The 25,985-nt window shown below is 70.9% G+C and carries 20 protein-coding genes; 11 read left to right on the top strand and 9 right to left on the bottom strand.

Annotated elements, in window-relative coordinates:
• Positions 1-140: 140 nt before the first annotated feature.
• The 5 genes from clpB to AB0I03_RS13750 all read right to left on the bottom strand — a co-directional run bounded on the left by clpB (position 141) and on the right by AB0I03_RS13750 (position 11,921).
• On the bottom strand, positions 141-2,744 hold the full coding sequence (clpB, locus tag AB0I03_RS13770; RefSeq protein ID WP_360411554.1) for an ATP-dependent chaperone ClpB: 2,604 nt from the start codon (positions 2,742-2,744) through the stop codon (positions 141-143).
• 381 nt (positions 2,745-3,125) lie between these two features.
• Positions 3,126-3,860 carry a hypothetical protein gene (locus AB0I03_RS13765; protein WP_360411551.1) on the bottom strand — a complete coding sequence of 245 codons (735 nt, stop codon included), beginning with the start codon at positions 3,858-3,860 and terminating at the stop codon, positions 3,126-3,128.
• A gap of 115 nt (positions 3,861-3,975) precedes the next feature.
• The gene (locus AB0I03_RS13760; RefSeq protein WP_360411548.1) at positions 3,976-8,886 is read right to left on the bottom strand and encodes a DNA repair ATPase; all 4,911 of its coding nucleotides are present in this window, start codon (positions 8,884-8,886) and stop codon (positions 3,976-3,978) included.
• 74 nt (positions 8,887-8,960) lie between these two features.
• A complete protein-coding gene (locus tag AB0I03_RS13755) occupies positions 8,961-11,057 on the bottom strand; it encodes an SPFH domain-containing protein (RefSeq protein WP_360411545.1) in 2,097 nt (698 codons plus the stop codon).
• 210 nt (positions 11,058-11,267) lie between these two features.
• Positions 11,268-11,921, bottom strand: a complete 654-nt coding sequence (locus tag AB0I03_RS13750; RefSeq protein WP_360411542.1) for a hypothetical protein — start codon at positions 11,919-11,921, stop codon at positions 11,268-11,270.
• Positions 11,922-12,275: 354 nt separating this feature from the next.
• On the opposite strand from AB0I03_RS13750, the gene AB0I03_RS13745 reads away from it, so the two are divergent.
• From AB0I03_RS13745 to AB0I03_RS13730, 4 genes are all read left to right on the top strand, one after another.
• Entirely contained in the window at positions 12,276-14,699 is a 2,424-nt protein-coding gene (locus AB0I03_RS13745) for an FtsK/SpoIIIE domain-containing protein (RefSeq protein ID WP_360411539.1), read from the top strand.
• Positions 14,696-15,325 (top strand): hypothetical protein, encoded by a 630-nt coding sequence (locus tag AB0I03_RS13740; protein WP_360411536.1) that lies wholly within the window; start codon positions 14,696-14,698, stop codon positions 15,323-15,325. The genes AB0I03_RS13745 and AB0I03_RS13740 overlap by 4 nt, the downstream gene beginning before the upstream one ends.
• A 186-nt stretch (positions 15,326-15,511) precedes the next feature.
• Positions 15,512-16,753 (top strand): hypothetical protein, encoded by a 1,242-nt coding sequence (locus AB0I03_RS13735; RefSeq protein WP_360411533.1) that lies wholly within the window; start codon positions 15,512-15,514, stop codon positions 16,751-16,753.
• 9 nt (positions 16,754-16,762) lie between these two features.
• Positions 16,763-17,374 carry a hypothetical protein gene (locus tag AB0I03_RS13730; protein WP_360411530.1) on the top strand — a complete coding sequence of 204 codons (612 nt, stop codon included), beginning with the start codon at positions 16,763-16,765 and terminating at the stop codon, positions 17,372-17,374.
• Between the two features lie 7 nt (positions 17,375-17,381).
• Here AB0I03_RS13730 and AB0I03_RS13725 read toward each other — a convergent pair whose 3' ends face one another.
• Positions 17,382-18,392 carry an NADP-dependent oxidoreductase gene (locus AB0I03_RS13725; protein ID WP_360411528.1) on the bottom strand — a complete coding sequence of 337 codons (1,011 nt, stop codon included), beginning with the start codon at positions 18,390-18,392 and terminating at the stop codon, positions 17,382-17,384.
• A 76-nt stretch (positions 18,393-18,468) separates the two neighbouring features.
• Between AB0I03_RS13725 and AB0I03_RS13720 the strand changes: the two genes are divergently transcribed.
• Positions 18,469-19,044 (top strand): helix-turn-helix domain-containing protein, encoded by a 576-nt coding sequence (locus AB0I03_RS13720; protein WP_360411525.1) that lies wholly within the window; start codon positions 18,469-18,471, stop codon positions 19,042-19,044.
• Here the strand turns inward: AB0I03_RS13720 and AB0I03_RS13715 are convergent.
• Together AB0I03_RS13715 and AB0I03_RS13710 are read right to left on the bottom strand one after the other, a co-directional pair.
• A complete protein-coding gene (locus AB0I03_RS13715; protein WP_360411522.1) occupies positions 19,041-19,454 on the bottom strand; it encodes a hypothetical protein in 414 nt (137 codons plus the stop codon). The two genes, AB0I03_RS13720 and AB0I03_RS13715, sit on opposite strands and share 4 nt — an antisense overlap.
• On the bottom strand, positions 19,447-19,812 hold the full coding sequence (locus tag AB0I03_RS13710; protein WP_360411519.1) for a hypothetical protein: 366 nt from the start codon (positions 19,810-19,812) through the stop codon (positions 19,447-19,449). Before AB0I03_RS13710 ends, AB0I03_RS13715 begins: the two co-directional genes overlap by 8 nt.
• A 177-nt stretch (positions 19,813-19,989) precedes the next feature.
• On the opposite strand from AB0I03_RS13710, the gene moaC reads away from it, so the two are divergent.
• From moaC to AB0I03_RS13685, 5 genes are all read left to right on the top strand, one after another.
• Positions 19,990-20,457: a cyclic pyranopterin monophosphate synthase MoaC gene (moaC, locus tag AB0I03_RS13705; protein ID WP_360411516.1), complete on the top strand. Its 468-nt coding sequence runs from the start codon at positions 19,990-19,992 to the stop codon at positions 20,455-20,457.
• Positions 20,445-21,176, top strand: coding sequence for a MogA/MoaB family molybdenum cofactor biosynthesis protein (locus tag AB0I03_RS13700; RefSeq protein ID WP_360411513.1), 732 nt, complete (start codon positions 20,445-20,447; stop codon positions 21,174-21,176). Before moaC ends, AB0I03_RS13700 begins: the two co-directional genes overlap by 13 nt.
• Positions 21,176-22,348 (top strand): molybdopterin molybdotransferase MoeA, encoded by a 1,173-nt coding sequence (locus AB0I03_RS13695; protein WP_360411510.1) that lies wholly within the window; start codon positions 21,176-21,178, stop codon positions 22,346-22,348. Before AB0I03_RS13700 ends, AB0I03_RS13695 begins: the two co-directional genes overlap by 1 nt.
• Before the next feature lie 4 nt (positions 22,349-22,352).
• Positions 22,353-22,766 (top strand): molybdenum cofactor biosynthesis protein MoaE, encoded by a 414-nt coding sequence (locus tag AB0I03_RS13690; protein WP_360411507.1) that lies wholly within the window; start codon positions 22,353-22,355, stop codon positions 22,764-22,766.
• Between the two features lie 144 nt (positions 22,767-22,910).
• Positions 22,911-24,122, top strand: coding sequence for a sulfotransferase (locus AB0I03_RS13685; protein ID WP_360411504.1), 1,212 nt, complete (start codon positions 22,911-22,913; stop codon positions 24,120-24,122).
• A gap of 26 nt (positions 24,123-24,148) precedes the next feature.
• Here AB0I03_RS13685 and AB0I03_RS13680 read toward each other — a convergent pair whose 3' ends face one another.
• Positions 24,149-24,805, bottom strand: a complete 657-nt coding sequence (locus AB0I03_RS13680) for a copper resistance CopC family protein (protein ID WP_360411501.1) — start codon at positions 24,803-24,805, stop codon at positions 24,149-24,151.
• Between the two features lie 180 nt (positions 24,806-24,985).
• Here AB0I03_RS13680 and AB0I03_RS13675 point away from each other — a divergent pair, with 180 nt between their 5' ends.
• A complete protein-coding gene (locus tag AB0I03_RS13675; RefSeq protein ID WP_360411498.1) occupies positions 24,986-25,978 on the top strand; it encodes a Gfo/Idh/MocA family oxidoreductase in 993 nt (330 codons plus the stop codon).
• Positions 25,979-25,985: the final 7 nt, after the last annotated feature.

The following is a 25,985-nucleotide window of genomic DNA, read 5'->3' as shown; positions in this document are numbered from 1 at the left end:
AAAGCTGAACATGACTGTAGACGGCTGAGACCACTCTGGAATGCCGGGTCGGTGCCAATGTCAGACGCGTCGTCGCAGCATCTGACGTGCGGTTCCGTTAAGGCAGGAATTCGTATTGTTTGCGGCGATCGATGTCGGTGTCAGCTCCTGGAGACGGTGAGTTTGTCGCCTTTGTCGCTCACGCCGACTTCGACGGTGTCGCCGTCGATGATCTTGCCTTCGAGGATTTCGCGGGAGAGCGGGTCGCCGATGGCGGACTGGATGAGGCGGCGCAGCGGCCGGGCGCCGTAGACCGGGTCGAAGCCGCGGTCGGCGAGCCAGGACTTGGCGGCGTCGCTGACGGCGAGCTTGAGGCGGCGGGTCTCCATGCGGTGCTCCAGGAAGCGGAGCTGGACTTCCACGATCGACTTCAGGTGGTCGTGCTCGAGCGCGTGGAAGATGACGATGTCGTCCAGGCGGTTCAGGAACTCCGGCTTGAAGTGCGAGCGGATGGCCGCCATGACCTGGTCGTGCTTCGCGGTGTCCTCCAGCAGCGGGTCGACCAGGGCCGAGGAGCCGAGGTTCGAGGTCATGATGAGGATGACGTTGCGGAAGTCGACCGTGCGGCCCTGGCCGTCGGTGAGGCGGCCGTCGTCCAGGACCTGCAAGAGGGTGTCGAAGACCCTCGGGTGGGCCTTCTCGACCTCGTCCAGGAGGACCACCGAGTACGGGCGGCGGCGCACGGGCTCGGTGAGCTGGCCGCCCTCCTCGTAGCCGACGTACCCAGGCGGGGCGCCGATGAGGCGGGCCGTGGAGTGCTGCTCGGTGTACTCGCCCATGTCGATGCGGATCATGGCGCGGTCGTCGTCGAACATGAACTCGGCCAGGGCTTTCGCGAGCTCGGTCTTGCCGACGCCCGTGGGGCCCGCGAAGATGAACGAGCCCGTGGGGCGGTTCGGGTCCGAGAGGCCGGCCCTGGCGCGGCGGAGCGCGTCGGAGACGACGGTGACGGCTTCGAGCTGGCCCACCACTCGTTCGCCCAGGACCTGCTCGGCGTGGAGGAGCTTGTGGCTCTCGCTTTCCTGGAGGCGGCCGGCGGGGATGCCGGTCCACGCGGAGACGACGTCGGCGATCTCGTCCGCGTCGATCTCCTCCTTCAGCATCGGCTGGGCCGCAGGGTCGGTGTCCGCGCTCGCGAGTTCGGCCTCGGCGGCGGTGAGCTGCTGCTCGAGCTCGGGGATACGGCCGTAGCGCAGCTGCGCGGCCTTCTCGAGGTCGTATTCGCGTTCGGCGCGTTCGGCCTGGGTGCGGAGGTCGTCGAGTTCCTCTTTCAGGTCCGAGACCTTGCCGATGCGGTTCTTCTCGGACTCCCATTGGCGGGAGAGGGCGGCGAGCTTCTCGCGTTCGTCGGCGAGTTCGCGCTGAAGGGACGCGAGGCGCTCGGCGGAGGCCGGGTCGTCCTTCTCGTTCTGGAGGGCGGTCTCCTCGATCTCGAGGCGGCGCACCGCGCGCTCGATCGTGTCGATCTCCTCAGGGCGCGAGTCGATCTCGATGCGCAGGCGGCTGGCGGCCTCGTCGATGAGGTCGATGGCCTTGTCAGGCAGCCTGCGGTCGGGGAGGTAGCGGGCGGAGAGCTGCGCGGCGGCGACGAGCGCGGAGTCGGTGATGCGCACGCCGTGGTGGACCTCGTAGCGCTCCTTGAGGCCGCGGAGGATCGCGACGGTGTCCTCGATCGTGGGCTCGCCGACGTACACCTGCTGGAAGCGGCGTTCGAGGGCGGCGTCCTTCTCGATGTGCTCGCGGTACTCGTTGAGGGTGGTCGCGCCGATCATGTGGAGCTCGCCGCGGGCGAGGGCGGGCTTGAGCATGTTCGAGGCGTCGAGGGAGCCTTCGGACTTGCCGGCGCCGACCATGGTGTGGAGCTCGTCGATGAACGGGATGATCTCACCGTCAGAGGACTTGATCTCCTCCATGACGGACTTGAAGCGCTCCTCGAACTGGCCGCGGTACTGGGCGCCGGCGATCATGCTGGCGAGGTCGAGGAGGATGACGCGGCGGTCGCGCAGCGACTCCGGGACGTCCCCGGCGACGATGCGCTGGGCGAGGCCTTCGACGATCGCGGTCTTGCCGACGCCGGGCTCGCCGATGAGCACCGGGTTGTTCTTGGTGCGGCGGGACAGGACCTGGATGACGCGGCGGATCTCGGTGTCGCGGCCGATGACCGGGTCGACCTTGCCGGACCGGGCGGTCTCGGTGAGGTCGACGCCGTACTTCTCGAGGGCCTTGTAACCCTGCTCGGGGTCGGCGGTGGAGATCTTGCGGTCGCCGCCGCGCAGGGTCGGGAAGGCGCTGATGAGCTTCTTCTCGGTGGCACCCTGGGCGGCGAGGAACGTGCCGACGTCGCCGCCGGCCTGGGCGAGGCCGGTGAGGAGGTGCTCGGTGGAGACGTACTCGTCGCCGTAGTCGGTCGCGAGCTTGTCTGCGGCGTTGATGGCGCGCAGGGATTCGCGGGCCATGGACGGCTCGGACACGGAGGGCCCGGAGGCCGACGGGAGCTCGTCGATGCGCCGCTCGGTCTCGGCCGAGACGGTGCCGGGGGTGACGCCGACGAGCTGGAGCAGGCCGGGCGCGGTGGAGCCGTCGACGGTGAGGAGCGCGTCGAGGAGGTGCCAGGGTTCGACGGCGGGGTTGCCGCCGGCGGCCGCAGTGCGCGCGGCCTGGGAGATCACTTCTCGGCTCTTGGTGGTCAGACGGTTGACGTCCACGGTTCCCCTGCTCCTCTGATGTCCGACAGGAATGGTGTCCACGGCATGCGGGCCTCGTACGCTCCGAGGTGCGACGCACCCGGGCGCGGCTGCCGAAGCGGCCCGAAGTTGAGTGTATCCGACTCAACTTCCCGGGACGGGTTCGATCCGTTTCGCCCGTAGCGTAAAGCCTCCGGCGGGTGCGGTCGGAGCGTATGGGCCAGCGCGTCGCCGATCGCGGCGCTTTCGCCGGGCGACCGCGCCGTTGACGGCGGCCCTGGCGTGGACGGCGAGGGGCGCGTCGCGGCTGGACATGTCGGTGGTGGCGCCGCCGTTGTGGTGAGAGAGACGCGGAAAGCCCTGGGCCGCTGGGGCCCAGGGCTTTCCGCGCACTGGCGTGCGCTACTTCTTGGCGACGCTCTTGCCGAAGATCGACTTGATCTTGTCGATGAAGGAGGGCTTGGTGCCGCCCCTCACGTCGGTCTCGATGGCGGGGGCGTCCGCCTGGGACGGGACCGTCTTCTCGGGGTCGGCCGGGACTTCCTCGGGCTCGTCGATCGCCTCGGCGACCGGCTTGACGTCGGCGTCCTTCGCTTCATCCTTCGCCCCGGGCGCAGCGGCTTCCGGCTCAGCGGTCTCGGTCTCGACGGGCGCGGGCACGGAGTCCGTGGTGAGTCCGGGCTCGTCGATGATGCCCGGGTCGGGGTCGGCGACCGGTTCGGGCTCCTCGACGGGCTCGCGCTCAGGTTCGGGCACCACCACGGGTCCGGGTTCGTCGACGGGTTCGGACTCGGGCTCGGGTTCGGGCTCGGTGTCCACCACGGCCACAGGGGTCTCGGCGGGGGCCGTCTCGAGCTCGGCCTCCACGACTTCCTCGACCTCGTCCTCCGCGCCGGCGACCAGCAGCGCCTTGAACTCGGCGAAGGAGAGGACCGGCACGCCGGCCTCCTCGGCCTTCTTCAAGCGGGCTTCGGTGGGCTTCACGGTGTCGTCGATGACCAGGTGGGTCACGGTCTTGGTGAACTGTTTGGCGAGGGCGACATCGGCGTCGGACTCGGCGATGAGGCGGGCAGTTTCGGCGTCGGGGCCGGTGCCCAGGACGATGATCCGGACCTTATCTCCCGTCTTCGTCGGCACGGGGGACCTCCCTTATTCGATGGTCAGTGGCTGCAGGGGCACTACGGGCTACGCGCCAAGCTTTTGCTCAAGAGCGTACCGGGTGGCAAGGGAGGCCCGGGCCAGCGGAGAGGACTTATTCCAGTTCGGCGCCGTTCCTTTGCTGCAAAGCCGTCTCGATGCCCTTGACGCGGTCGGAGAGCAAGGTGATGGCGCCGACCGCTCTCGACATTGGATCGTCGCTCGATCCGCCGAGGGTCTGCTCGCGCCGGTAGGCCTCTTTCACGGCCTCCCAACGCGAAGCGCGTTCGGGTGTGAGTCGGCCGCGGAGGTCGGCGAGTTTGAGCAGGTTGGCCTCCGCGCCGGACGCGAGCGTCTGCGCCTCGCCCGCGTAGTGGTCGTCGATGACCGCTTCGAGCTCGTCGTCGTTCATCACCGGAACCACCCGTTCGGCGAGCCGGTTCATGTTCCGGTAGGAGCCCTGGAGGAGGAACGGCGGCTCGGTGCGGGCGCTGTCGTCCATCGCCGCGGAGGCGATGTACGCGAGGTTGTTGCCGAGCACGGTCTTCTGGATGCGCACGAGCTTGCGCAGCACGGAGAGGAGCTGGTCGAGCTCGCCAGCGCTGTAGGGGTGCTTGAGCGCTTCGGGCGCGGCCGTCGGGTCGCCGTTGGCGAGGCGGATGAGGATCGACGTGTCGGAGCGCTCGCGCCCGGCGAGCGGCGCGGTGACCTTGTTGGAGGTCAGCGCGTTCTCGATGTAGGACTGCGCGAACACCTGGTCGCGTCCGGAGAGGACGTCGCCGAGGTTCCACACGTCGGCGCGGTTGGCGAGCATGTCCGGGATGCGGAACTTCTGGCCGGCCTCGGTGTACGGGTTGCCGGCCATGCACACCGCGAATCGCTTGCCGCGCAGGTCGTACGTGCGGGTGCGGCCGTTCCAGACGCCCTCCATCTTCCGCTGCGCGTCGCACAGCGAGATGAACTTCTGCAGCAGCTCGGGGTTGGTGTGCTGGATGTCGTCGAGGTAGAGCAGCACGTTGTTGCCGCATTCGAGCGCGAAGTTGATCTTCTCGACCTCGGCGCGGGCGGTCGCGTTCGGCGCGTCCTCGGGGTCGACCGACACCGTCTCGTGCCCGAGCGCGGGCCCGTTGACCTTGACCAGGAGCATCCCGAGCCGGTCGGCCACGTACTCCATGAGCGTGGTCTTGCCGTAGCCGGGCGGGGAGATGAGCATGAGCATGCCCGACTGGTCGGTGCGGCGCCCCTCCCCTGACCCGGCGCCGATCTGCTTGGCGAGGTTCGAGCCGATGAGCGGCAGGTACACGTCGTCGATGAGCTGGTTGCGCACGAACCCGGCCATCGTCTTGGGCTTGAACTCCTCGACGCGGAGCTTGCGGCGGTGGCCTTCGATGAGCTCGCCGCGGCGGCGCTGGTAGGCGCGGTAGCCGGGGAGCACGGTGCGGCGGAACCGCCCGGTGCGGGCCAGGAACTCGTCCAGACGCAGCGGCAGCACGCGGCCCTCGATGCGCGCGTGGGTGCCGAGCAGGCCGGTGACGCTGCTGGAGAGTTCGGCGGTGACGTCGTACGTGTCGACCTCGGCGAGGATCACCGCGAGCGCCTCGGGGAGGTCCGCTTCGTCGAAGCCGTCGGGTTCGGCCTGGTGCAGGAACGACTCGAGCCAGACGGCGGCGAGCTCCCATTTGGAGGTCATGTCGCCTTCGAGGGCGCGCAGGTCGGATTCGAAGTCCGCCTTGGCGCCCGGCCCGATCTGGCGTTCGAACGCGGCCAGGAGCGAGCGCGCCCGCTGCGAGACCGCGAACCCGCCGCTGGGGTCGGCGAGCTCCTCGACCAGGTACTCCCCGGCGAGGTCGGGGTCGACCTCGAGCGGCAGCAGGGTGCTGTTGAGGTAGTGGTTGACGGCTTCGCCGAGGTCCGCGCCGAGGTCGGCGAGGGCGTCGGCGCGGCCGAACACGGCGCGGGCGCGCGCGAGCGAGCGGGCCTGGGTGCGGATCGCGATCCGCTCCTCCTTCGGGATGCCGTGCCCCCAGTAGAGCTGGGTGGCGGCCCGCTCGGCGGAGCGGTAGCGCAGGAGTCCCGAGGCGGCGTAGAGGCGCAGGACCTCGGCGAGGATCGCGGCGGCGTCGGCGTCGTGGACGCCGCGCTCGTACCCCTCGTCGTAGCGTTCGGCGGCGGCGGTGGCGGTGAACGCGGGGAGGTCTTCGGCGAGGAGCTTCGCGGGGCCGTGCTCGGCCAGGAGCGCGGCGGCGAGGTGCTCGGCGCGGTAGACGCTCTCGTTCTCCGAGGGCAGGAACTGGTGCCAGTACGGCTTCGTGTCGCTGAAGCCGGGGTCGGTGACGACCTGCCGGTAGTCGGTGCCGGTGAGCGAGAACGCGAGCGCGTCCCCGGAGGGCACGAGGGTGAGGTCGAGCGGCTGCGTGTTGACGGGGATGCGGTGCTCGCCGAACTTGACGGCATCGCCGTCGAAGAGGTCGAGCCGGTCGCTGAGCGCGCGCCCGGCCTCGGCGCGGGCGGCGCTGATGCGGCCCTCGATCTCCTCCGCGCGCACGGTGTCGTCGAGGCCGCGCAGCTCGGCGACGACCTTGCGGAGGCGCTCGACCATCGGGTCGGTGGCGAAGTAGGTGTTCACTTCGTCCAATGAGGACAGTGTGGCGGTGCGGCGGGCCACGGCCTCCAGGATGCGGGCGGCCGACTGCGCGAGCTGCTCGGCGCGGCGGGCGGCCTCGTCGAGGAGGTGCTGCTTGCGGCCGGAGAACGCCTCGTAGACGTCGGTCCGCTTGTCGGCCAGGCGGGTCAGGAACTCGTCGAAGTCCGCGAAGCGGGTCTCGAGGTTCTCGACGGTGAGCAGGAGGCGGCCCAGCTGCTCGTCGCACGCGGCGGGCGTGTCGGCGGCGGCGATCGCGGCGGTGACGGACTGGCCGAGCAGCGCGAACTCGGCAGCGAACTCCGCTTTGCCTTCGCCCACGGCGAGTTCGCGGCGGCGCGCGGCGAGCGTGGCGCGGGCGCGGTTGACGGCGGCGAGCACTTCCGAGACGCGCCCGAGGATCGCGGTGCGCACGACGGCGTCGCCGATCTCCAGGGTCGCGACCACTTCGGTCAGCGTCTCCAGGCCCCGCTGGCGCTCGTCCAGGTCGCTCAGGAGCGGGTCGGACTCGGCGACGGAACCGATCGCCTCGGCCTTGCGCTCGAGGTCGGCGACCTGCTCGAAGTACGCGGCGAACGCGTCCTCCCGCTCCAGGAACGCGACGGCGCGCCGGCCCGTGGAGTCGAGCGTCTCGGTGACCTCGGCGGCGAGCGCGTCGAGTCCGGCGAGGTCGATGTAGCGGGTCTCGCGGAGGGTGACGAGGTGGCCGCCGGCGCCGCGCAGCTCGGCGAGGAGCGCGACCCACTGCTCGGCGGACTTGGGGGCTTCGCCGCGGGCGCGGCGCAGGAGCTTGACCGTGTCGGTCTGGGCGAGTTCGAGGGCCTTCTTCGCTTCGGCGGTCAGCTCGGCCACGGTGGCGTACTCGTCGAGCACGGCTTCGGCGGTGTCGCGGACCTTCGCGAGGCTCTCGTCCAGGTCGTGCAGGCCGTCGTCGCCGAGCCACGGGTAGTCGTCGAGGCAGCGGGTGGCGGCGGCGATGAGCGCTTCGAAGACCGCCTGGGCCGGCTGCATCTCGCGCACCATGCGGGCGACCGAGAGCGCGTCCGAGACGGCGCGCACGGCCTCGGCGTTGCCGATGCGGTGCACGGGCGTGTCGCCGGTTTCCGTTGCGGCGGCGTGGGCTTCGGAGACGAACGGCGTGGACCAGATCTGCATCGGGTGGACGCGGGTGGCCTCCTCGCCGGTGAAGCGGAAGGCCGCGAGGGTGCCGTCGTCGAAGACCGCGTAGCCGTGGACGCTCATCGGCGCGGCCACTTCCTTGCGGATGACGTTGTACGGCAAGAGCAGTGAGCGGCCCTCGACCTCGTGGTAGAAGACGAAGAGGACGTCTTCGCCGTTGGGCGAGCGGATCACGCGCTTGAAGCGGAGGTCCGTCACATCGTGGTCGAAGGTCTTGAGCTTGCCCTCGTTGAGGTAGTAGCCGCCGGGGAAGATGAGGCCGTGGTCCTCGGGGAGGCGGCGGCAGGCCTGGCCGATGGCGTCCGCGCGGACGATGGTGCCGGTGCGGGAGTTGAAGATCAGGTACCGGGTGACGGTCTCCTTGTAGGGGAGGATCTTCAGCAGGATGAGAGGGCCGATGCGGGCGTAGGCGATGTCGGCGTCGGCGAGGGACTGCAGGGGCTCGGCGACCGGCTCGCTGTAGATGCCCTCGCCGGACTCGGTGTTGTCCTCGATCTTGACGGTGAGGTCGCCGTTGAGGCACTCCACGAAGATCTCGTCCTCGATGGAGACGTGCGGGTGGCGGCCGGTGACGTGGTGCTCGCGTCCCGTCGGGGTCCACTCGAAGTCGTACGGGTCGGGCCAGCGGGCGTCAGCGTCGCCGCGGGCGTCCATATAGGCCGGTTCCTTGCCGGGGGCGAGCTGCCAGCGCAGGACGCGCTGGTCGGCGAGGTTGTCGCCGATCTTGAAGACGGCGAGGAGGCGACCGTCGACCTCGCGGACCTGGAGGAGCTCGGTGGACCGGTAGTACCGGTACATCTCGGTGAAGTCGGCGGTGAACTTCGGCTGGTCGAGCAGGTGCCCGGGTTCGGTGACCTCGGTGAACGCGAACTCGTTGCCCTCGCGCTTGAAATCATGGAGGGCGAAGACGTCGCCGACGCCCGAGTGGGACTTGAGTCCCATGTGGACGTTGTAGCCGAAGAGGAGGCGGTCGCCGACGCGGGCGATGTCGCGGGGCACGCAGTTGTTGGCGGTGCGGATGCGGGTGGTGCCCAGGAGGGTGAGCCCCGTGGAGCCGAAGGCGTCGGTGCGGGCGGTATTGAGCGCCTCGGCGCGCCCGGCGAGCTCGTCGGCGAAGTCGGCGAGGCGGGACGAGAGGACCTCGTAGGTGCCGGCGTCGAGGGCGGCAGCAGCGGGCGCTTCGGTGGCGGACTTCTCTTCGGCCATGGGTTCCCCTGGGAGCGTTGGGAGTCGGACTGAGGGACCGCGACCCGACGGGCCGCGGTCCCGTTCTCAATGACCTACTTGGCGATTTCGAGCGCCGGCTTCTCGGCGACGCCGAGTTCCTTGGCCTTGCCGAGGAGACCCGACAGGACGTCGTGGTCGCCGCCGCCCTGCATGAGCTTGACGAGCGCGGCCGAGACCGTCAGGTTCTTGACGTCCTCGCTGCCGACACCGCTGAGGACGCCCTTGAGGTCCTCGGCGAACGACGTGGAGCCGTTGCCCCAGGAGGCCGCGACGCTCTGCGCCACATCGGAGTTGGCGACGAAGCCGTCGACGGCCTTGCCGTAGCCGATCGCGCCGACGACCCGGTCGAAGAACTGCGTGTCGCCGCCGACGATCGAGATGTCGGCGCTGGTGAGGCCCGCGGCGATGACCCCGGCCTGCTGCTCGGCGATCGAGCGGCGGGCGTCGATCTCCATGCCCCGCAGCTCCTTCTCCATCTCCAGGCGCAGGCGGTACTCCTCGTGCCCGCGGCTGGCGTCCGAGAGGGCGTCCATCGCGGCGGCCTTCTCGGTGAGGCCCACGGACTCGGCGAGGAGGCGCTCGCGCAGGGCGTTCGCCTCGGCGGTGCCCTTCGCGGCCTGGGCTTCGGCCTCGGCCAGGCCCTTCGCGGAGGTCGCGGTCGCCTCGGCCTTGCCGATGGCGGCCTGCGCCTCGGCTTCGGCCAGGCCCTTGGCCTCGGCGGCCTTCGCCTCGGCGAGCCCGCCCTTCTCGATCGCGTCCGCCTCGGCCTCGCGGACCTGGACGGCGGCCAGACCCGGGGCGGCCGCGATGGCCTGGTCCCCTTCGGCCTGGCGGATCTTGGCGCGGGCCTCGAGCTCGGCGGCCTGCTGGGCCGCTTCGGCCTCGGTCAGGCGCTGGCGGGCGAGGTGCTTGGACGCGGCCTCGCCGGCTTCGGCGGCCTTGATGTCCTTGACCAGGCTCTCCTGGGCCTCGGCCTCGGCGAGGATGATGACGCGCTGGCGCTCGCGCTCGGCCTCTTCGACCGCGCGCAGGCGCTTGATGCCCTCTTCCTGCTCGGCGACGGTCTTCTCGACGGCGATGCGCTCGCGGATGACGTCGGCGATGTCGCGCTTCTGCGCCTCGAGCTCTTTCTGAGCGGCGATGCGGGCGAGCTCTTCCTCGCGCTCGCGGCCGACGACCTCGAGGATGCGGTCCTTCTCGATGCGCTCGGTCTCGACGGCGATCACACGCTCGCGGTTCTTCTCGGCGACGGCGATCTCGCGGAGGCGGTTCTCGTGCTGGATGCCCGTGGCCTCTTCGGTCTTGATCCGGGCGGTCTCGCTCTTGAGGCGCTCCTCGGCCTGGACCTTCTGGACCTCGGCGGACTCGCGGGCGCGCAGGGTCTCGATCTCGCGCTGCTGGCGGATCTCGGCCTCGGTCTGGCGGCGCTCGAGTTCGAGCACGGCCTCGCGGGCCTCGACGTCCTGGCGCTTGATCTCCTTCTCCTCGGTGCGGCGGTGCTCGTTCGTGGTGACCGCTTCGATCGCGGTGAGCTGGGTGATCTTGCGGATGCCCTGCGCGTCGAGGATGTTCTTGGGGTCGAGCTGGTCCATCGGGGTCTGCTCGAGGTAGTCGATCGCCGCGTCCTCAAGGGAGTACCCGTTGAGGTCGGTGCCGATGACGTTGATGATGCGGTCGCGGAACTCGTCGCGGTTCGTGTAGAGGTCGGTGAAGTCGAGCTGCTTGCCGACGGTCTTGAGCGCCTCGGCGAACTTGGCGTTGAACAGCTCCTGCAGCGTCTCCTGGTCGGAGGCGCGCTTGGTGCCGATCGCACCGGCCACGTTGATGACGTCCTCGACCGTGGCGTTGACGCGCACGAAGAACGTGATGGAGATGTCGGCGCGGATGTTGTCCTGGCAGATCAGGCCGTCCTTGCCCGCGCGGTTGATCTCGATGGTCTTGACCGAGATGTCCATGTACTCGGCGCGGTGGATGATCGGCAGCACCAGCGCGGAGGTGAAGGAGACCTTGCGCGCGCGCAGCTTCGTCACGACGAGGGCCTGGCCGGGCGCGACCTTGCGGTACAGGCGGACGACCATGAGAATGATGCCGAGGAAGACGAGCGCGCCGACCACGAGGCCGATCAGCGTCGTCGAGTTGGAGGCGTCCATGCGGTGGTTCCTAACGAGACTTCGGGGGAACGGGGACTTGCGGGGCGCGAGTGGTCAGCGCCGCCGCGGCGGGCGTGACCACACCCTAACCAAGGCGCGCCAGGCTGTGGGTACGCGAGGGTGCTCGCGGCACGAAACCGGGAGAGTGCAAACCGGGCACATCGTGGCAATACGTGGCGGTCGGCTGTGAGGTGGCGGGCAGCGGCGGGATCAGGACTCCATGACGAGGTCCGGCGGGAGCGCCACCGGCACGACCAGGAACACCTTCTCGACCTCGTCGTAGTCGAAGACCACGACCTTCGAGTGGCGCGTGAACAGCTCCTCGTCGAGGCCTTCGGGCTCGTGCGGGGAGCGGCGCACGTTGATGAGCAGCAGGCTGCCCTCGTCGTCGGTGATCTCGGCCTGGCCCGAGTCGAGGGTGACGGTGCCGGTGCGCACCACGCAGACCCGGCCGACGAGGTCGGCGTGCGCGGTGGCGGGGGCGTCCTCGAAGAGCCGGCCGAGCGGCTTGGTGAGGAGCTTCGCGCCGAGCATGCCCACGCCGATCCCGGCGACGAGCACGGCGGTGCCGGTGAGGGCGGGCGGGATGAACATGTCCGCGCTGCGCACCCAGGTGGTGCCGAGCACGGTCACGATCCAGCCCAAGGTGATCCACAGCGAGAGGACGACGGTGAACGGGACCGCGCCGAACCCGAACGCCGACCAGAAGCCGCCTCCGGAGTCGAGCTCGGCGTCGCCCACGTCCACGATGTCGACGTCGAGCGCGCCGATGATCACCGTGAGCCAGTACAGGACGACGACGACGAGGCCGAAGGAGAAGACGACCGGTGGGAAGGAGAGGGCTATATCCAGGAACTCACTCATGGGGCACGGGTCCTTTTGGCGAGGCCGAGGGCCCGCGGGCAGCGGATGCGGGCGTTTGCGGCGCTGTAGGCGTTCGGCCGGTCTCTCCGGGTCAGCGAGATCGGGCCTGCTTCTAGGGTAATGCACGCGTCCCCTGCGGGGAAGGTCGCGCAAAGCGGACGGTCCGGCCCGCCGACCGGCATTGCGGGCGGCACCGGGACCCCCACCAGGAAACACCGAGGACCCCGCGCCCGCCTCCGGGCCCCGGCACTGGGCAGGCCCGGGGAGCCCCCCCGCGATATGGTGTGACCGGCCGAACAGCTCGTCCGCCCGCAAGGCGGACAGGCCGTCACTCACATCGCGCAAGGAGGTCCGGTGCCCGGTTTCCCGACCGCACTGGCGAACGCGGCCGCAGGCTGCGATGCCGCCGCCGCCCGCCTCGCCCAGGTGGCGCAGCGCCTCGGCGACGCCGCCTTCCAGACCCCAGTGGACCCCGAGCTCCTCGCGGCCGAGCGCCAGATCGCCGACGCGGCCGCCGCCTCCGCGCAGCAGCTGCGCACCGACCCCGAACTCCTCCACGCCGGCCGGGTGATCCTCCACGAAGGACGCACCGTGCCGCTCATCGTGCCGTTCGGCGAGCGCGGGCACCTCGCGACCTCGGTGGACGCCCGCGTCGAAGGCGTCGCGAACCTCGTTCGGACCGCGATACTCCACGCCGTGGGCACCCGCGAACCGGGCGGGCTGCGGGTGGTCGGCATCGACACCGCGACCCTCGGGGCGTCGTTCGCGCCGCTGCGCCCGCTCGCCGACGCGGGCGTGATCGAAGCGGTCGCCACTGACGCGCGCGCCGCAGCCGACGCCGTCGCCCTGGCCGAAACCCAAGTGGCCGAGCACATCGCGGGACGCCGCACCGACCGGATGCTGCTCGTCGCGGCCTCCCTCGGCGAAGCGCCGCGGCAGCTCGTCGAACGCGTCTACGCGCTGGCGCGCTCGGGCCTGGCGCACGGCGTCACGGTCCTCGGCTGCGGGCTGCCCGAGCTGCCGCAGGCCGCCGTCATGCACGCCGAGGCGGGCGCGGTGGCGATCACGAACCCGCCCGCGGCGCCGTTCGGGCGCGGCGAGCGGCTGGCCGCGCCGGTCGACTGGCCCGAGGCCCTCGACCCGTCCTTCGTGGCCGGCGAGGCGCTGCGGCTCGCCGAGCGCGCCAAGGCCGCCGCGACGCTCACGTTCGCCGACCTCATCCCGTCCCGGCCCGCGTCCGGCGACCCGTCGCGGGGTCTGGAAGTCCTCATCGGACGCGACGCGGCCGGGGAGGTGCGGCTGCGGTTCGACGACGCGACCCCGCACTGGCTCGTGGGCGGGCGCACCGGCGGCGGCAAGACCGTGTTCCTCCTCGACGTCCTGTACGGACTCGCGTCCCGATACGCCCCTTCGGATCTGGCGCTTTTCCTGCTCGACTTCAAAGAGGGCGTCTCGTTCACCGAGTTCATCCCGACCGAGCGCGATCCCAGTTTCATCCCGCACGCGCGCGCCGTCGGCGTCGAGTCCGACCGCGAGTACGGGCTGGCCGTGCTCAAGACACTGAACGAGGAGATGACGCGCCGCTCGACGGTGATGAAGCGCTACGGGGTGGCGTCGTTCGCGGGGCTGCGCGAGCACGAGGCGTACCCGCGGATCGTGTGCGTCGCCGACGAGTTCCAGGTGCTCCTCGCCGGGAACGACCGGGTCGCCTCCGAAGCCGTTGCGCTGCTGGAGAACCTGGCCCGCAAGGGCCGCTCGTACGGGGTGCACCTCGTGCTCGCCTCGCAGACCGTCTCGGGGATCGAGGCGCTGTGGGCGAAGAAGGACTCGATCTTCGGGCAGTTCCCGATGCGCATCGCCCTGCCGGGCGCGCGCACCGTGCTGGAGACGAACAACGATGCGGCGTCGCGGATCTCGCTCGGTCAGGTCGTGGTGAACACCGAGGGCGGCACCGCCAGGGCCGACCGGATCGCGCGGTTCCCCGACACCGACACGCAGGTCATGCGTCGGCTGCGCGAGCAGCTCGGCGAGGCCCACGCGGGCACGGGCGCGCCGCGCGTGTTCTACGGCTACCGGCCCGTGCACCTCGCCGACACCCTGCCGGGCGAACGGCGACCGGGACGCGCGCTGCTCGGCCGCGAGGTCTCGCTGCGCCTCGACGCCGCCGGAGTCGACCTCGACCGCCGCCCCGGCCGGCACCTGGCCGTGCTCGGCTCCGACCCGGTGGGCGGCGAAGCCCTGGAAGCCGCCGTGGAATGCCTGGCGGGGAACGGCGCGCAGGTGTGGGCCGCCGACTTCACCGGCGCCGCGACCCTACAGGATATATCCTATAGGATTTCGCCGGAGGCGTTCGCGGGCGCGCTCGCCGAGATCCCCGACAACACCGTCCTCGCCGCCTGGGGCCTCGACGCCGCAGCGCTCGATATCAAAGCGCAGCAAGCGCTCCGCGCACTGCTGCGCACCGGCCCCGCCCGAGGCGTGCACCTGCTCGGCTGGTGGCGGAACTTCCGCCGCTTCACCGACGACATCGGCGGCACCGCGGGCCGCGAGGACATCGCGTGCGCGCTCGTCCTCAACCTCCCCGGCGGCGAGATCATGGGCCACTTCGGACAGCAGTTCCAGCACTGGAGCCCGCGCGCGGGCCGGGCGCTGCTCATCGACCGCCACGCCGACACCGGCGGCGGCAAGCTCGTGGTCCCGTTCTCCCGCATCGAAGACCACGGGCCGGGCCCGCAGCGCAGCGGCGGCAGCACGCCAATGGAGAGGACCCGCCAGTGAGCGCCTTCGACGACTACCTCGCGCAGCTGCGCCGCCTCGACGACGCCCGCCGCAGCGCCGACGAGGCAGCCGCCCGCACCGCCACCGCGACCGAGTCCCTCGGCCAGCGCACGGCCCGCCTCGCCGAGCAGGCCGCCGCGCAGCGCACCGCGATCGACGACCTCGCCCGCGCCGCGCGCATCCCACCGCCGCAGCGCACCCCGAACCCGCCGCCGCTGCACGGCGACCCGGCGGCCGACCTCGCCGCCGCCGAGACCGACCTGCACACGGCGGCAACAGAACTGGAAGAGGCCCGGTACCTCGCGCACCGGGCGCCGCTCCTGCCGCGCTGGCGCGCGGACGAGCGAAACGGGCTCATCTACGGCTTGTTCGCGCTCGTCTGCGTCGCGGTCCAGCTGTTCGTGCTGCGCAACCTGCGCGCCGAGGACACGCTCAGCGCGGTCCTCCTCGCGGCCGTCCTCATCGGGGCTCCGCTCGGGGCGTTCGGCCTGGGCTGGTTGACGATCGGCGTCGCCGCCCGCCCCAGGATCGGCGACGAGGAGAAGCGCCTCGAACGCAACTACCGCCTCGGCCTCGTCGTGTGCGGCTCGACGCTCGTCGTGGCGTGCCTGGGCTTCTTCAGCTGAACCGCGATCCGCGGACCGGCAGTCCGAGGGACGAACGCCGGGCGTGGGTCGTCCCTGGTCGCGGCCGGTACAGGCGTGTTCAGCCGGGTGGCATTCTCGGCTTATAGTCGCTGTAGCAGCACCGTGCGGGGGCCGTTCCCTCCCCTAGTAATTGCCTTGCGGTGCGCGAGCAGAATGGCTGACACCATGTCCGATTCCAGCGAGCACGGTTCCGACATCACCCAGTACGCCCCGGTCGATAGCCCTGGCGCGGGTGAGCGGATCGCGAACGACATCCCCCTGGCCAAGCCCGTGTACGGGATCGCCCAGGAGATCAACGACGCCGTCAACGGCGACACGTCCATCGCCGACGCCGCGGGAGGGATCGCCGCCGACCTGGGGATGCTCGCCGCGGGCGGGCTCATGTTCATCAAGGACCCCGTCTACGCGCTCGCGAACGCGGGCCTGACGATGCTCCTGGAGCTGGTGACGCCGCTGAACGACCTGCTCGAGATGGTCTCCGGCGACCCGGGCCAGATGCAGCAACAGCAGGAGGTCTGGGGCCAGGTCCAGGAGGCGCTGGGCGCGCTGAGCGAAGAGGTCGGCACCGCCGTCGACACGTGCATCCCGAACTGGCAGGGCTCGGCGGCCGACGCGGCGTACAACCAGCTGTACGGGCTGTCGGCCGCGATCGGCGCGATGGGGCACGAGGCGGGCGGCATCAAGCAGCTGCTGGCCTGGGCCGAGGTCGTCGCGCAGACCATCTACGACGTCATCAAGTCGATCCTCGCCGAACTGGTGTCGTGGCTGATCATGCGGGGGCTGATCGCGTTGGCGGCCAGCTCGTTCACGTTCGGCGCGGCGTTCGCGGAGTTCCTGATCAGCGGCATGGTGAAGGCCATGTCGGCGATCTCGCGGGCGATCGACAAGTTCGCGAAGGCGGGCAAGATCTTCGCGAAGATCGCGCCGCTGCTGACGAAGTTCTTCCTGCCCGCGGGCAAGCCGCTGTGGAAGGCCGTACTGATGAAGGGACTGGTCACGGGCGCCATCACCGGCGGCCTGGGGGCGGCCACCACGGGCTACCAGCAGTTGTCGAGCGGCTCCGGCCCCACGGCTTCGGTCTCGGCGGGCAGCCCGGTGGGCCTCACCGTCGACCTGGACGAGCTGGACGCCCTCGCGTCCCAGCTCGAGGGGCTCTCCGGCAACGGGGCGTCGATCAACACGGTCGCGTCCGGGGCCGCTTCGGAGGAGATGACCTGGGGATTGACGGGGCTGTTCTTCGCCTCGTCGTACCAGGGCTCCTGCGAGGAGGCGGTCGCGTCGACCGGGCAGCTCTCGGAGTCGCTCAACGGGCACGGGCAGCTGCTGCGGGACTGCAAGGCGGCATACTGCTCCTCTGACGAGGTCGCCGCGGCGGAGTTCGAGGCGAAGTACAACGAGCTGGCCTAGGAGTCACGCATGGAGGTCTTCGCCCAGGGCATCGTCGAGGTCGTGTTCGGCGAGGCCTCGCGGGCCGCGCGGCGGCGTCGGGCCGCGGCCTTCGCCGCTTCGCTCGGCCTCAGCTTCCATGCGGAGGGCCGTCCTGAGGACATCGAAGTCTCGGGGCAATTCGACGAGCTGGAGATGCTGGGTGTGCCGTTCGTGCAGCCGGTGGCCGACACGTTCGCGGGCGGGTACCAGGGCCGGCACGTGCTCGGGTTCGAGAACCTGATCTGGCACAAGCGCAAGCGCCATGTCCCGTACCGGTTCACCGCGGTGCGGTTGGCACGGGCGGTTCCGGATCTCCTGGTCGCGAGCGAGCCGCCGGCCTGGTTCAAGCCCGATGGCCCGTGCCTGCCAGTGCCGACTCCTGCGAGGTCGTCCAGGACGGTCACCGCGGCCGATCCGGCGTCGGCGAGCGCGGTGCTCGCGGCGTTGAACGGCGAAGGGCCGCTTGACCGTTCGTGGATGGTGCGGGCGAACTGGGCGGTGGGTTGGCATCGCGGTCGCCTGCGGACGCGCGGCGAGGATGACGCGGCGTCGGCGCTGCGGTTCCTGGCCGCCGCGGCCGACGCCTGCGAGCGCGCTTAGCGGCGGCTCAGACCCGCACGATCATCTTGCCGGTGTTCTTGCCGCGCATCATGTCGAGGAGCGCGTCCACCGCGTGCTCGACGCCGTCTACAATGGTCTCGTCGTAGGCGATCGCGCCTTGGCCGAACCACTCGGTCATGCGCGTGCCGAACTCCTCGCGCAGGTGCGTGTAGCCGCCGAGGGTGAAGCCCTTGACGGTGAGGCTCTGCTGCACGATCTTGGCGAGGTTGTCCGGGCCGGGCACCCGCTCCGTGTTGTTGTACAAGGAGATCGCGCCGCACATCGCGATGCGCCCGTCGCGGTTCATCACGTCGAGCGCGGCCTCGAGGTGGTCGCCGCCGACGTTGTCGAAGAAGACGTCCACGCCGTCGGGCGCGATCGCCTTGAGCTGCTCGCGGACGGGCGCGTCCTTGTAGTTGAACGCCGCGTCGTAGCCGTACTTCTCGGTGAGGAGGCGGACCTTCTCGGGGCTGCCGGCGGAGCCGATGACGCGGCCCGCGCCGAGGAGCTTGGCGATCTGGCCGGCCGCGGTGCCGACGGCGCCCGCCGCGCCGGAGACGAAGACGGTGTCGCCCGGCTGCAGGCCCGCGATGGCGGTGAGGCCGACATAGCCGGTCATCCCGGTCATGCCGAGGATGCCCAGCCGCAGTGAGAGCGGCACGCCCGGGACCTCGGGCACGGCGGTGAACCCGGCGGCGTCCTCCTGGACGAGGTCGCGCCACCCGTACTGGTGGAGGACGACGGTGCCGACCGGGAGGGCGTCGGCGGCGGACTCGACGACGCGGCCGACCGCGCCGCCGGTCATGGTCTCGCCCAGGTTGAACTGCGGGATGTAGCTCTTGGCGTCGTTCATGCGCCCGCGCATGTACGGGTCGACCGACAGGAATTCGTTGGCGACCCGCACCTGCCCGGGCGCGAGCTCGCCGAGGCTCACCCGCTCGGTGCGGAAGTCCTCGTGCGTCGGCCACCCCTGCGGGCGGCGGACGAGTTGGATCTGGGTGCTGACGGCCTCTGACATGGCGAATCCCCTCGTTTTGTAATGGTCGTTCTACTAATATATACTGGAACGATCATTCCGCAAAGAGAGGTCGGTCATGGGGCGAACGCAGACCTTCGACACCGACGCAGTGGTCCGGGCCGCCCGAGGGGTGTTCTGGAGGCACGGCTACGAGGCCGCCTCAGTGCCCGCCCTCGAAGCCGCCACCGGCCTGCGCCGATCCAGCATCTACCACGCCTTCGGCAGCAAACGCGGCCTCTTCGACGCCGCCGTCGAGTCCTACCTCGACGAGATCGTGCGCCCGCGCCTCGCCCCGCTCGCCGCACCCGCGCCGGACGCGATCCTCGAATACCTGCGGGGCCTGCGCGACGCCCTGGAACGCGCCGGGTCCTTCATCGCCGCCAACGGCTGCCTGCTCATCAACGCCGCCGGGGCCGCCATCGCCGACGACGCCGCCGTCCGCGAGACCATCACCGCCTACCGCGCCGAACTCGGCCGGGCCATCGGCAACGGCATCCGCGCCCACCGCCCCGACCTCGACGACGCCGACACGCAGCGGCTCACCGAGACCTGCACCGCCCTCGTCGTCGCGGCCTACGCCCTCGCCCGGGTCGACACCGCCAGCGCCGTCCACAGCCTGGACGCCGCACTCGATCTCCTCGAGCGCGCTTAGTCCCTGCGGCGCCTGAAGAGGTACACCAGGCCCACCGCGGGCAGGATCAGCGGCACATAGCCGTACCCGGACCCGAAGTGCGACCACACCGAGGGCTCCGGGAACCAGTGCGGCACCGCGAAACTCAACGCGCCCACCGCGAGCACCCCGGCCATCTCCACGCCCACCGCGAGCATCGCGAGGGCGCCCGCGCCGCGGATGATCGCGACCGCGGCCACCAGGTAGATGAGCGCGGCGATCGCGCTCAGCGTGAAGCTCACCGGCGCCGCGTCGAACTTCACGACCACCTGGAACACGGCCCGCACGCCCGCCGAGACGGCGAACACCACGTAGACCAGCACGATGAGGCGCCCGAACCCCGCCGCGAGCGCCCGCGGCGCCGCCTCTGCCTCAGACCCGGTCTCAGACATGGACCTGCAGCTCCCAGATCTGGTGGACGCGCAGCATGAGCGCCGCCGCGATCAGGCCCGACGCCGCCACGGTCCCTATCCCCCACCGGCTCCGGTCGATCGAGCCCCAGAAGCAGGCCGCGACGGGCACCAGGATCGTCGTCACCAGGTACGAGAAGAACAGCGCCTTCCCGTCGCCGGCCTCGCCCGGCACGATCGCGATCGCCACCACGAGCTGCGCCAGAAGCAGCACTTCCAATGCCGCGACACCGACGAAGTGGCGGCGGCCGACGAGCTGGGAGCGGGCCGTGTCCACGAAGAACCAGGCGCTCATCCCCAGCGCGGCGGCCTGGACGGCGAGGTAGAGCCATTCGATCACGCCTCGACGCTAATACAGGCCTCCGGCGGCGAATCCGAGGCCGCACCGCGAAGTGGCCGCCGCGGTGCTCGCCGACCCGGTTCGTCGCCCCCGCACGCTGGCTCCACTACGAGCTGTTCTGGCAGCGCCGTGCCGAGAAGTTCGGCGGCGTCCCACCGCGCGACTAGACTTCGCGGCATGGCAGACCTCACGCATGTCGACTCCCAGGGTGCAGCCCGGATGGTCGACGTCTCGGAGAAGGACGTCTCGCATCGTTCGGCGCTCGCGACCGGGCGGCTCCTGACCACCCCCGAGGTGGTCGCGGCGCTGCGCGAGAACTCGCTCGCGAAGGGCGACGCGCTGGCGACGGCGCGGATCGCCGGGATCATGGCGGCGAAGCGCACGCCCGACCTGGTGCCGCTGTGCCATCCGATCGCGATCAGCGGCGTGAAGGTCGACCTCACGGTGACCGACGAGGGCGTCGAGATCGCGGCGCGCGTGAAGACCGCCGACCGCACCGGCGTCGAGATGGAAGCCCTCACGGCCGTGTCCGTGGCAGCGTTGACCTTGGTGGACATGGTGAAAGCCGTCGACCCGGCCGCGGTCATCGCCGACATCCGTGTGGAGGAAAAACTCGGAGGGAAGACCGGCACATGGCACCGATAAGCGCACTGGTCGTCGTCGCCTCGAACCGCGCCGCCGACGGGGTTTACGAGGACACCTCCGGGCCGATCCTCATCCAGGGGTTCGCCGCCGCCGGTTTCGGCGTGGTCGGGCCGATGGTCGTGCACGACGGCGAGGAGGTCGAGCAGGCCTTGCGCGACGCCGTGGACGACGGGTTCGACCTGGTCGTCACCTCGGGCGGCACCGGGCTGACGCCCTTGGACCTGACACCGGACATGACGAGCCGCGTCGTCGACTACGAGGTCCCCGGCATCGCCGAGGCCATCCGCGCCGCCGGGCTCGCGAAGACCCCGCACGCGGCGCTCTCGCGCGGCATCGCCGGGGTCGCGGGAAAGACGCTGATCGTGAACCTCGCCGGGTCCACGGGTGCCGCGAAGGACGGGCTGGCGGTGCTCACCGCCGAGCTCATCGAGCACGCGGTGTCGCAGCTGCACGGCGGCGACCACATGCGCGCGGATGCGGGGGAAGACCACGGCGAGGCCTCGGGCGGGACGTCGGACGCCGCAGATGCGGCCAGCGTGGCGCAAGTGCACGGCACCGCCGCAACGCACACGCCCGGCGAGACCCCCGGCGGGGCGCAGGAGCGCGACCCCGGCGCAGCATCGGCGTCGGGCGACACCGACACCGCGCGGACACCCGGCAGCACCGACACGACACACACGCCCGGCGACGACACCGAAGCGCACAGGAGGCAACCCTGATGACGACCGCGCACCCCTGGGCCGAGGCCCGCGAGACCGCTTGGGCCGCAGGATATGCGGCCAAACCCGCCGCGACCGAGCTGCCGTTCGGCGAGGCGGTGGGTTCCGCCCTGGCCGCGCCGCTCGTGGCCGTCTCCGACCTGCCCGCGTTCCCGACCTCCGCGGTCGACGGCTGGGCCGTCGCCGGTGAGGGTCCGTGGCGCGTCGAACCGGCGCTGTTCGGCGGGGCCGTACTGGCCGGGCAGGTGCCGGAGGCGCTCAAGCCCGGACAGGCGGTCAAGATCGCGACCGGCGCGCAGGTCCCCGAAGGGACCGAAGGCATCATCCGCTTGGAGCACAGCACGATCGAGGACGGCCTGGTCGGCGGTCCCGCCGCGCGCGAATGGCGCGAGGCCGGCGAGGAGGCCGCACAGGGCGAGGAGCTGCTCGCCGCCGGCACCCCGATCAGCCCGCCCGTGATCGGCCTCGCGGCCGCCGCCGGACACGCGACGCTGCCCGCGCACGCCAAGCCCGCGGCCCGCGTGGTCGTCTTCGGCGACGAGCTGCTGACCTCCGGCGTCTCCCGCGACGGCCGGGTGCGCGATTCCTTGGGGCCCATGGTCCCCCACATGCTGACGGCCGCCGGCGCGGCGGCCGGGCCGAGCATCGGGCCGGTCGAGGACACCCTCGAAGCGCATGTCGCGGCGCTGCGCGAAGCGCTCGCCGACGCGGACCTGGTGTGCACCACCGGCGGCACCATGGTCGGCCCCGTCGACCACCTCCACGCCGCGCTCGCCGAGATCGGCGCCGAGTACGTCATCAACACCGTCGCGGTGCGGCCGGGCTTCCCGATGCTGCTGGCGCGCACCGAGGACGGCAAGTTCATCGCGGGCCTGCCGGGCAACCCGCAGTCCGCGGTGATCGCGGTCGTCACGCTCGTCGCGCCGCTGCTCGCAGGCCTGCGCGGCCTGCCGCTGCCGGCGCTCGGCACCGTCGCACTCGCCGAGGACGTCCCCGGCCGCGGCGACTTCACCCACCTGGCCCTGGTCGACCGGGACGGGCACCGCCTCGGCCACCACGGCTCCGCAATGCTGCGGGGCCTGGCCAACGCCGCCGGGTTCGCCGTGATCGGCCCCGAAAGCACTGGGGCCCAAGGGGTCACAGTCGAACTCGCCACTGTTCCTGGAGCGTGAAACCATGATCCGCGCACGCGTGCTGGACGCCCCGCTCGACGTCGCCGAGCATGAGGCCGCGGTCGCCGCGGCCGAGGCCGGGGCGGTCGTGTCGTTCTCGGGCGTCGTCCGCAACCACGACCACGGCCGGGGCGTGCTCCGGCTCTCCTACGAGGGCCACCCGTCCTCGGGCGACCTGCTGCGCACGATCGCCGAGGAGATCGCGGCTCGCCCGGGCGTACGGGGCGTCGTCGTCTCGCACCGGATCGGCGACCTGGCGATCGGCGACCCCGCCCTCGTCGCGGCCGTCGCCGCCGAGCACCGCAAGGAGGCCTTCGACGCCTGCGCCGACCTCGTCGACGAAGTGAAGGCCCGCCTCCCGATCTGGAAGCACCAGTTCTTCGACGACGGCACCGACGAATGGGTCAACTGCCCGTAGCGCCCGTCGGCGGGTGACCTGGGCGCCGCGATGCCGATGCGCCGCAGGATATCCGCCGACGCTCCACGTTGATCGGTGACGGATGCTGCCATAGACTGCCTCCGAAGTGCCAACCGTCACCCCCGCGGAGGAGCCGTACCCCTTATGACCAGTCGCATCACCGTCACCGCCCGACTCCTGAACCTCGCCCTCACCCCAGCCTCGGGCGGGCGCAAGCGCCCCGAAGCCGCGTGGCGGCAGACCGTCGCCGCCGCCGAGAAGGCCCACGGCCGCCCCCTCAACGATGCAGAGCGGCAGTTCGCCGACGAGCAGGGCTTCGCGCTCGCCAGCCTCGCCCACGCCGCCGACGACCTCACCCCGCTCGGGTGGCAGGCCGTGCACTCCGACGTGAAGGGCCGCTTGGAGAACCACCTGCGCATGAACCGGATCACCGCCGATCACCCCGCGGTCCTCGACGAGGAGATTCGCCGCCCGGTCTTCGTCATCGGGCTGCCTCGCACCGCCACCACGCTCGCGCACAAGATCCTCGCGCTCTCCGCGGACCACCGCGGACCGCTCATGTGGGAGATGCTGCACACCGACATCGAGACCGACCCCGCCGTCATCGACCGCCGTGTGCGCGCGCTCGCCAAGCAGATCGGCGCGGTCGCGAAGATCTCGCCGCTGTGGGAGGTCATCCACCCCATCCGCGTCGACCAGCCCGAGGAGTCGTTGTTCCTGCTCCCCCACGGCTACTTCCACCCGCTGCTGCGCGGCCCCATGCCCCGGTACCAGCGCTGGCTGGAGTCACGCGACACCACCCAGGACTACGAGCAGCTCAAGCTGGCGCTCCAGGTGCTCCAGTTCGACCGCGCGCCCAAGCGCTGGATCCTCAAGTACCCGCTGCACCTCAACGACATGGAGACCATCGTGAAGGTCTTCCCGGACGCGACGTTCGTGTGGACCCACCGCGACCCCACCACCGCCATGGGCTCCATGTGCAGCCTCCTGGAGACCTCCTGGTCGATGGCCCGCAAGCGGCCGGACCTGGGGGCCATCGGAAAGCTCAGCCTCGAGCTCATGGTCAAGGCGATCGACCGCGCCCGGACCGCCCGCTCCGCGCTGCCGCCGGAGTCGGTCGTGGACGTGCCCTACCACCTGCTCAACTCCGACCCGCACCGCAACGTCCCCAAGATCTACGAGGCCATCGGCGCCGAATGGACCGACCGGGACGCCGCGAACCTGGACAGCGCGCTGGCCCGGCCGGTCACCGACCGCCGCCACGAGTACGGGTTGACCCGCTACGGGCTTGACCTCGACGGCGTCGAGGCGGCCTTCGGCGACTACACGCGACTCGTCGCCGGCTTCAACCGCTGAGGGACGGGACGGGCCCGTCCTCGCCGCTACTCGCCGGCTTCGCCGCCCTCGTCCTTCTGCTTGCGGCCCAAGGTCTTCACCAGGACCACGCCGCCGACCACGACCACCAGGAAGCCGAGCAGGATCGCGGCCAGCGCCGCGCCCGTGTTCGAGTCCTCCTCATCGCGGGTCTGGCCGCCGGTCGCCCGGCTGGTCTCCTCCTGCGTCGTGGGGTCCGCGGTCGCCTCGGCCCCGGTCGTGGCCTCGGCGGTCGGTTCGGCGCCGGGCGCGTACAGGCCTTCGGGGATCGACTCGACGGTGAACGTGATCGTGTCGTCCACGCGGTGCCCGTCCTCGGAGATCACCCGGAACGCCACCGTGTACTCGCCGGGCGTGGTGTAGAGCATCGGCTGGACGAACGTGTCCGCGTCGTAGCTCGGGTCGGCCACGTCGAGGACGGCGCCGTGAGGGTCGGTCACCGCGATCTCGGTCGAGGCCTCGTCGAGGATCTCGGAGAACGTGGCCGAGACCTCGGCGGGCGCTACCGCAACGGTGGCTCCGTCCTCGGGGTCGGTGCCGGTGAGCGCCGCGTGCGCCGAGACCGGAGCGGCGAGGCCGAGCGTCAGGAGACCGCCGCCGGCGGCGGCCAGCGCCAGTGCGGCGGCGCGCCGGGCTCGGGAGCGGAGTACGGGAGTTCGATCCATTTCGCCATACTGCCACGGAGCGTTCGGTTCCCCATTGCGGGAAAGGTCACATCAATCACCAGGTCACAGGAGGGACGTGACGGACGGTGATCACCGTTGGCGAGAATGGCCCGGTTGGCGCAGATAGTACCGCTGACCCTCGTGTTGACGATCGCGAGAAGTTGTGGTGTGCTTACGTCCATGGTTGAACCGATCCGATGGGGAATCCTGGCGACCGGCGGAATCGCATCGACCTTTGTGGAAGATCTTGCCCTCCTCGACGATTGCCGCGTCACCGCTGTGGCCTCTCGATCGGCGGAGCGCGCCGCCGCGTTCGCCAAGAAGCACGACATCCCCCAGGCCTGGGAGTCCGTCCAGGCCCTTGCGGCAGACGACGAAGTCGACATCGTCTACGTCGCGACCCCGCACTCCCATCACTACCTGCCCACCCTCCAGCTCCTCGAAGCCGGCAAGCACGTCCTGTGTGAGAAGGCCTTCGCCTACAACGCCTCGCAGGCCCGCACGATGTTCGACGTCGCCCGCGAGCACCAGCGCTTCCTCATGGAGGCGATGTGGACCCGCTGCAACCCGGCGATCCGCGAGATGCGCCGCGCCATCAAGGAGGGCATGATCGGCGAGGTCGTGTCCGTGAACGGCAACTTCTCCTTCGCCGGCGACATGCCGCCCAGCCACCGGCTCCGCAACCTCGAGCTCGCCGGGGGCGCCCTCCTCGACCTCGGGGTCTACCCGATCACCTTGGCGCACCTGGTCCTCGGCAAGCCCGATGCGGTCGAGGCCCACAGCATCATGGACACCACCGGGGTGGACGCGCAGACCGCGCTGACCCTCAAGTACCCGAACGCGATCGCGCAGCTCTCCTGCTCCTACCGGGGCGGGCCGGCCAACGAGGTCACGATCAGCGGCACGCTGGGCCGCATCGAACTGCGCGAGTACGCCTACCGTCCGAGCGGGTACACGCTGGTCCGGTACGACGAGTCGCCCCGCGAGTTCGAGGCGCCCTACGTCGGCCACGGTTACGTCCACGAGGCGCTGGAGGTGCACCGGGCGCTGCGCCAGGGGCGACTCGAGTCGACGCTCGTGCCGCCCCAGGCCACCATCGAAGTCATGGAGATCATGGACGAGGCGCGCGCCCAGATCGGGCTGCGCTACCCCGGCGAGACCCATCCGAGGTAACTCAGAC

This window comes from Glycomyces sp. NPDC021274, assembly GCF_040641195.1.
Classification (GTDB): Bacteria; Actinomycetota; Actinomycetes; order Mycobacteriales; family Micromonosporaceae; genus Glycomyces.
Note: the sequence above shows the minus strand (reverse complement) of the source record. Positions and strands in the feature narration are given on the sequence as shown.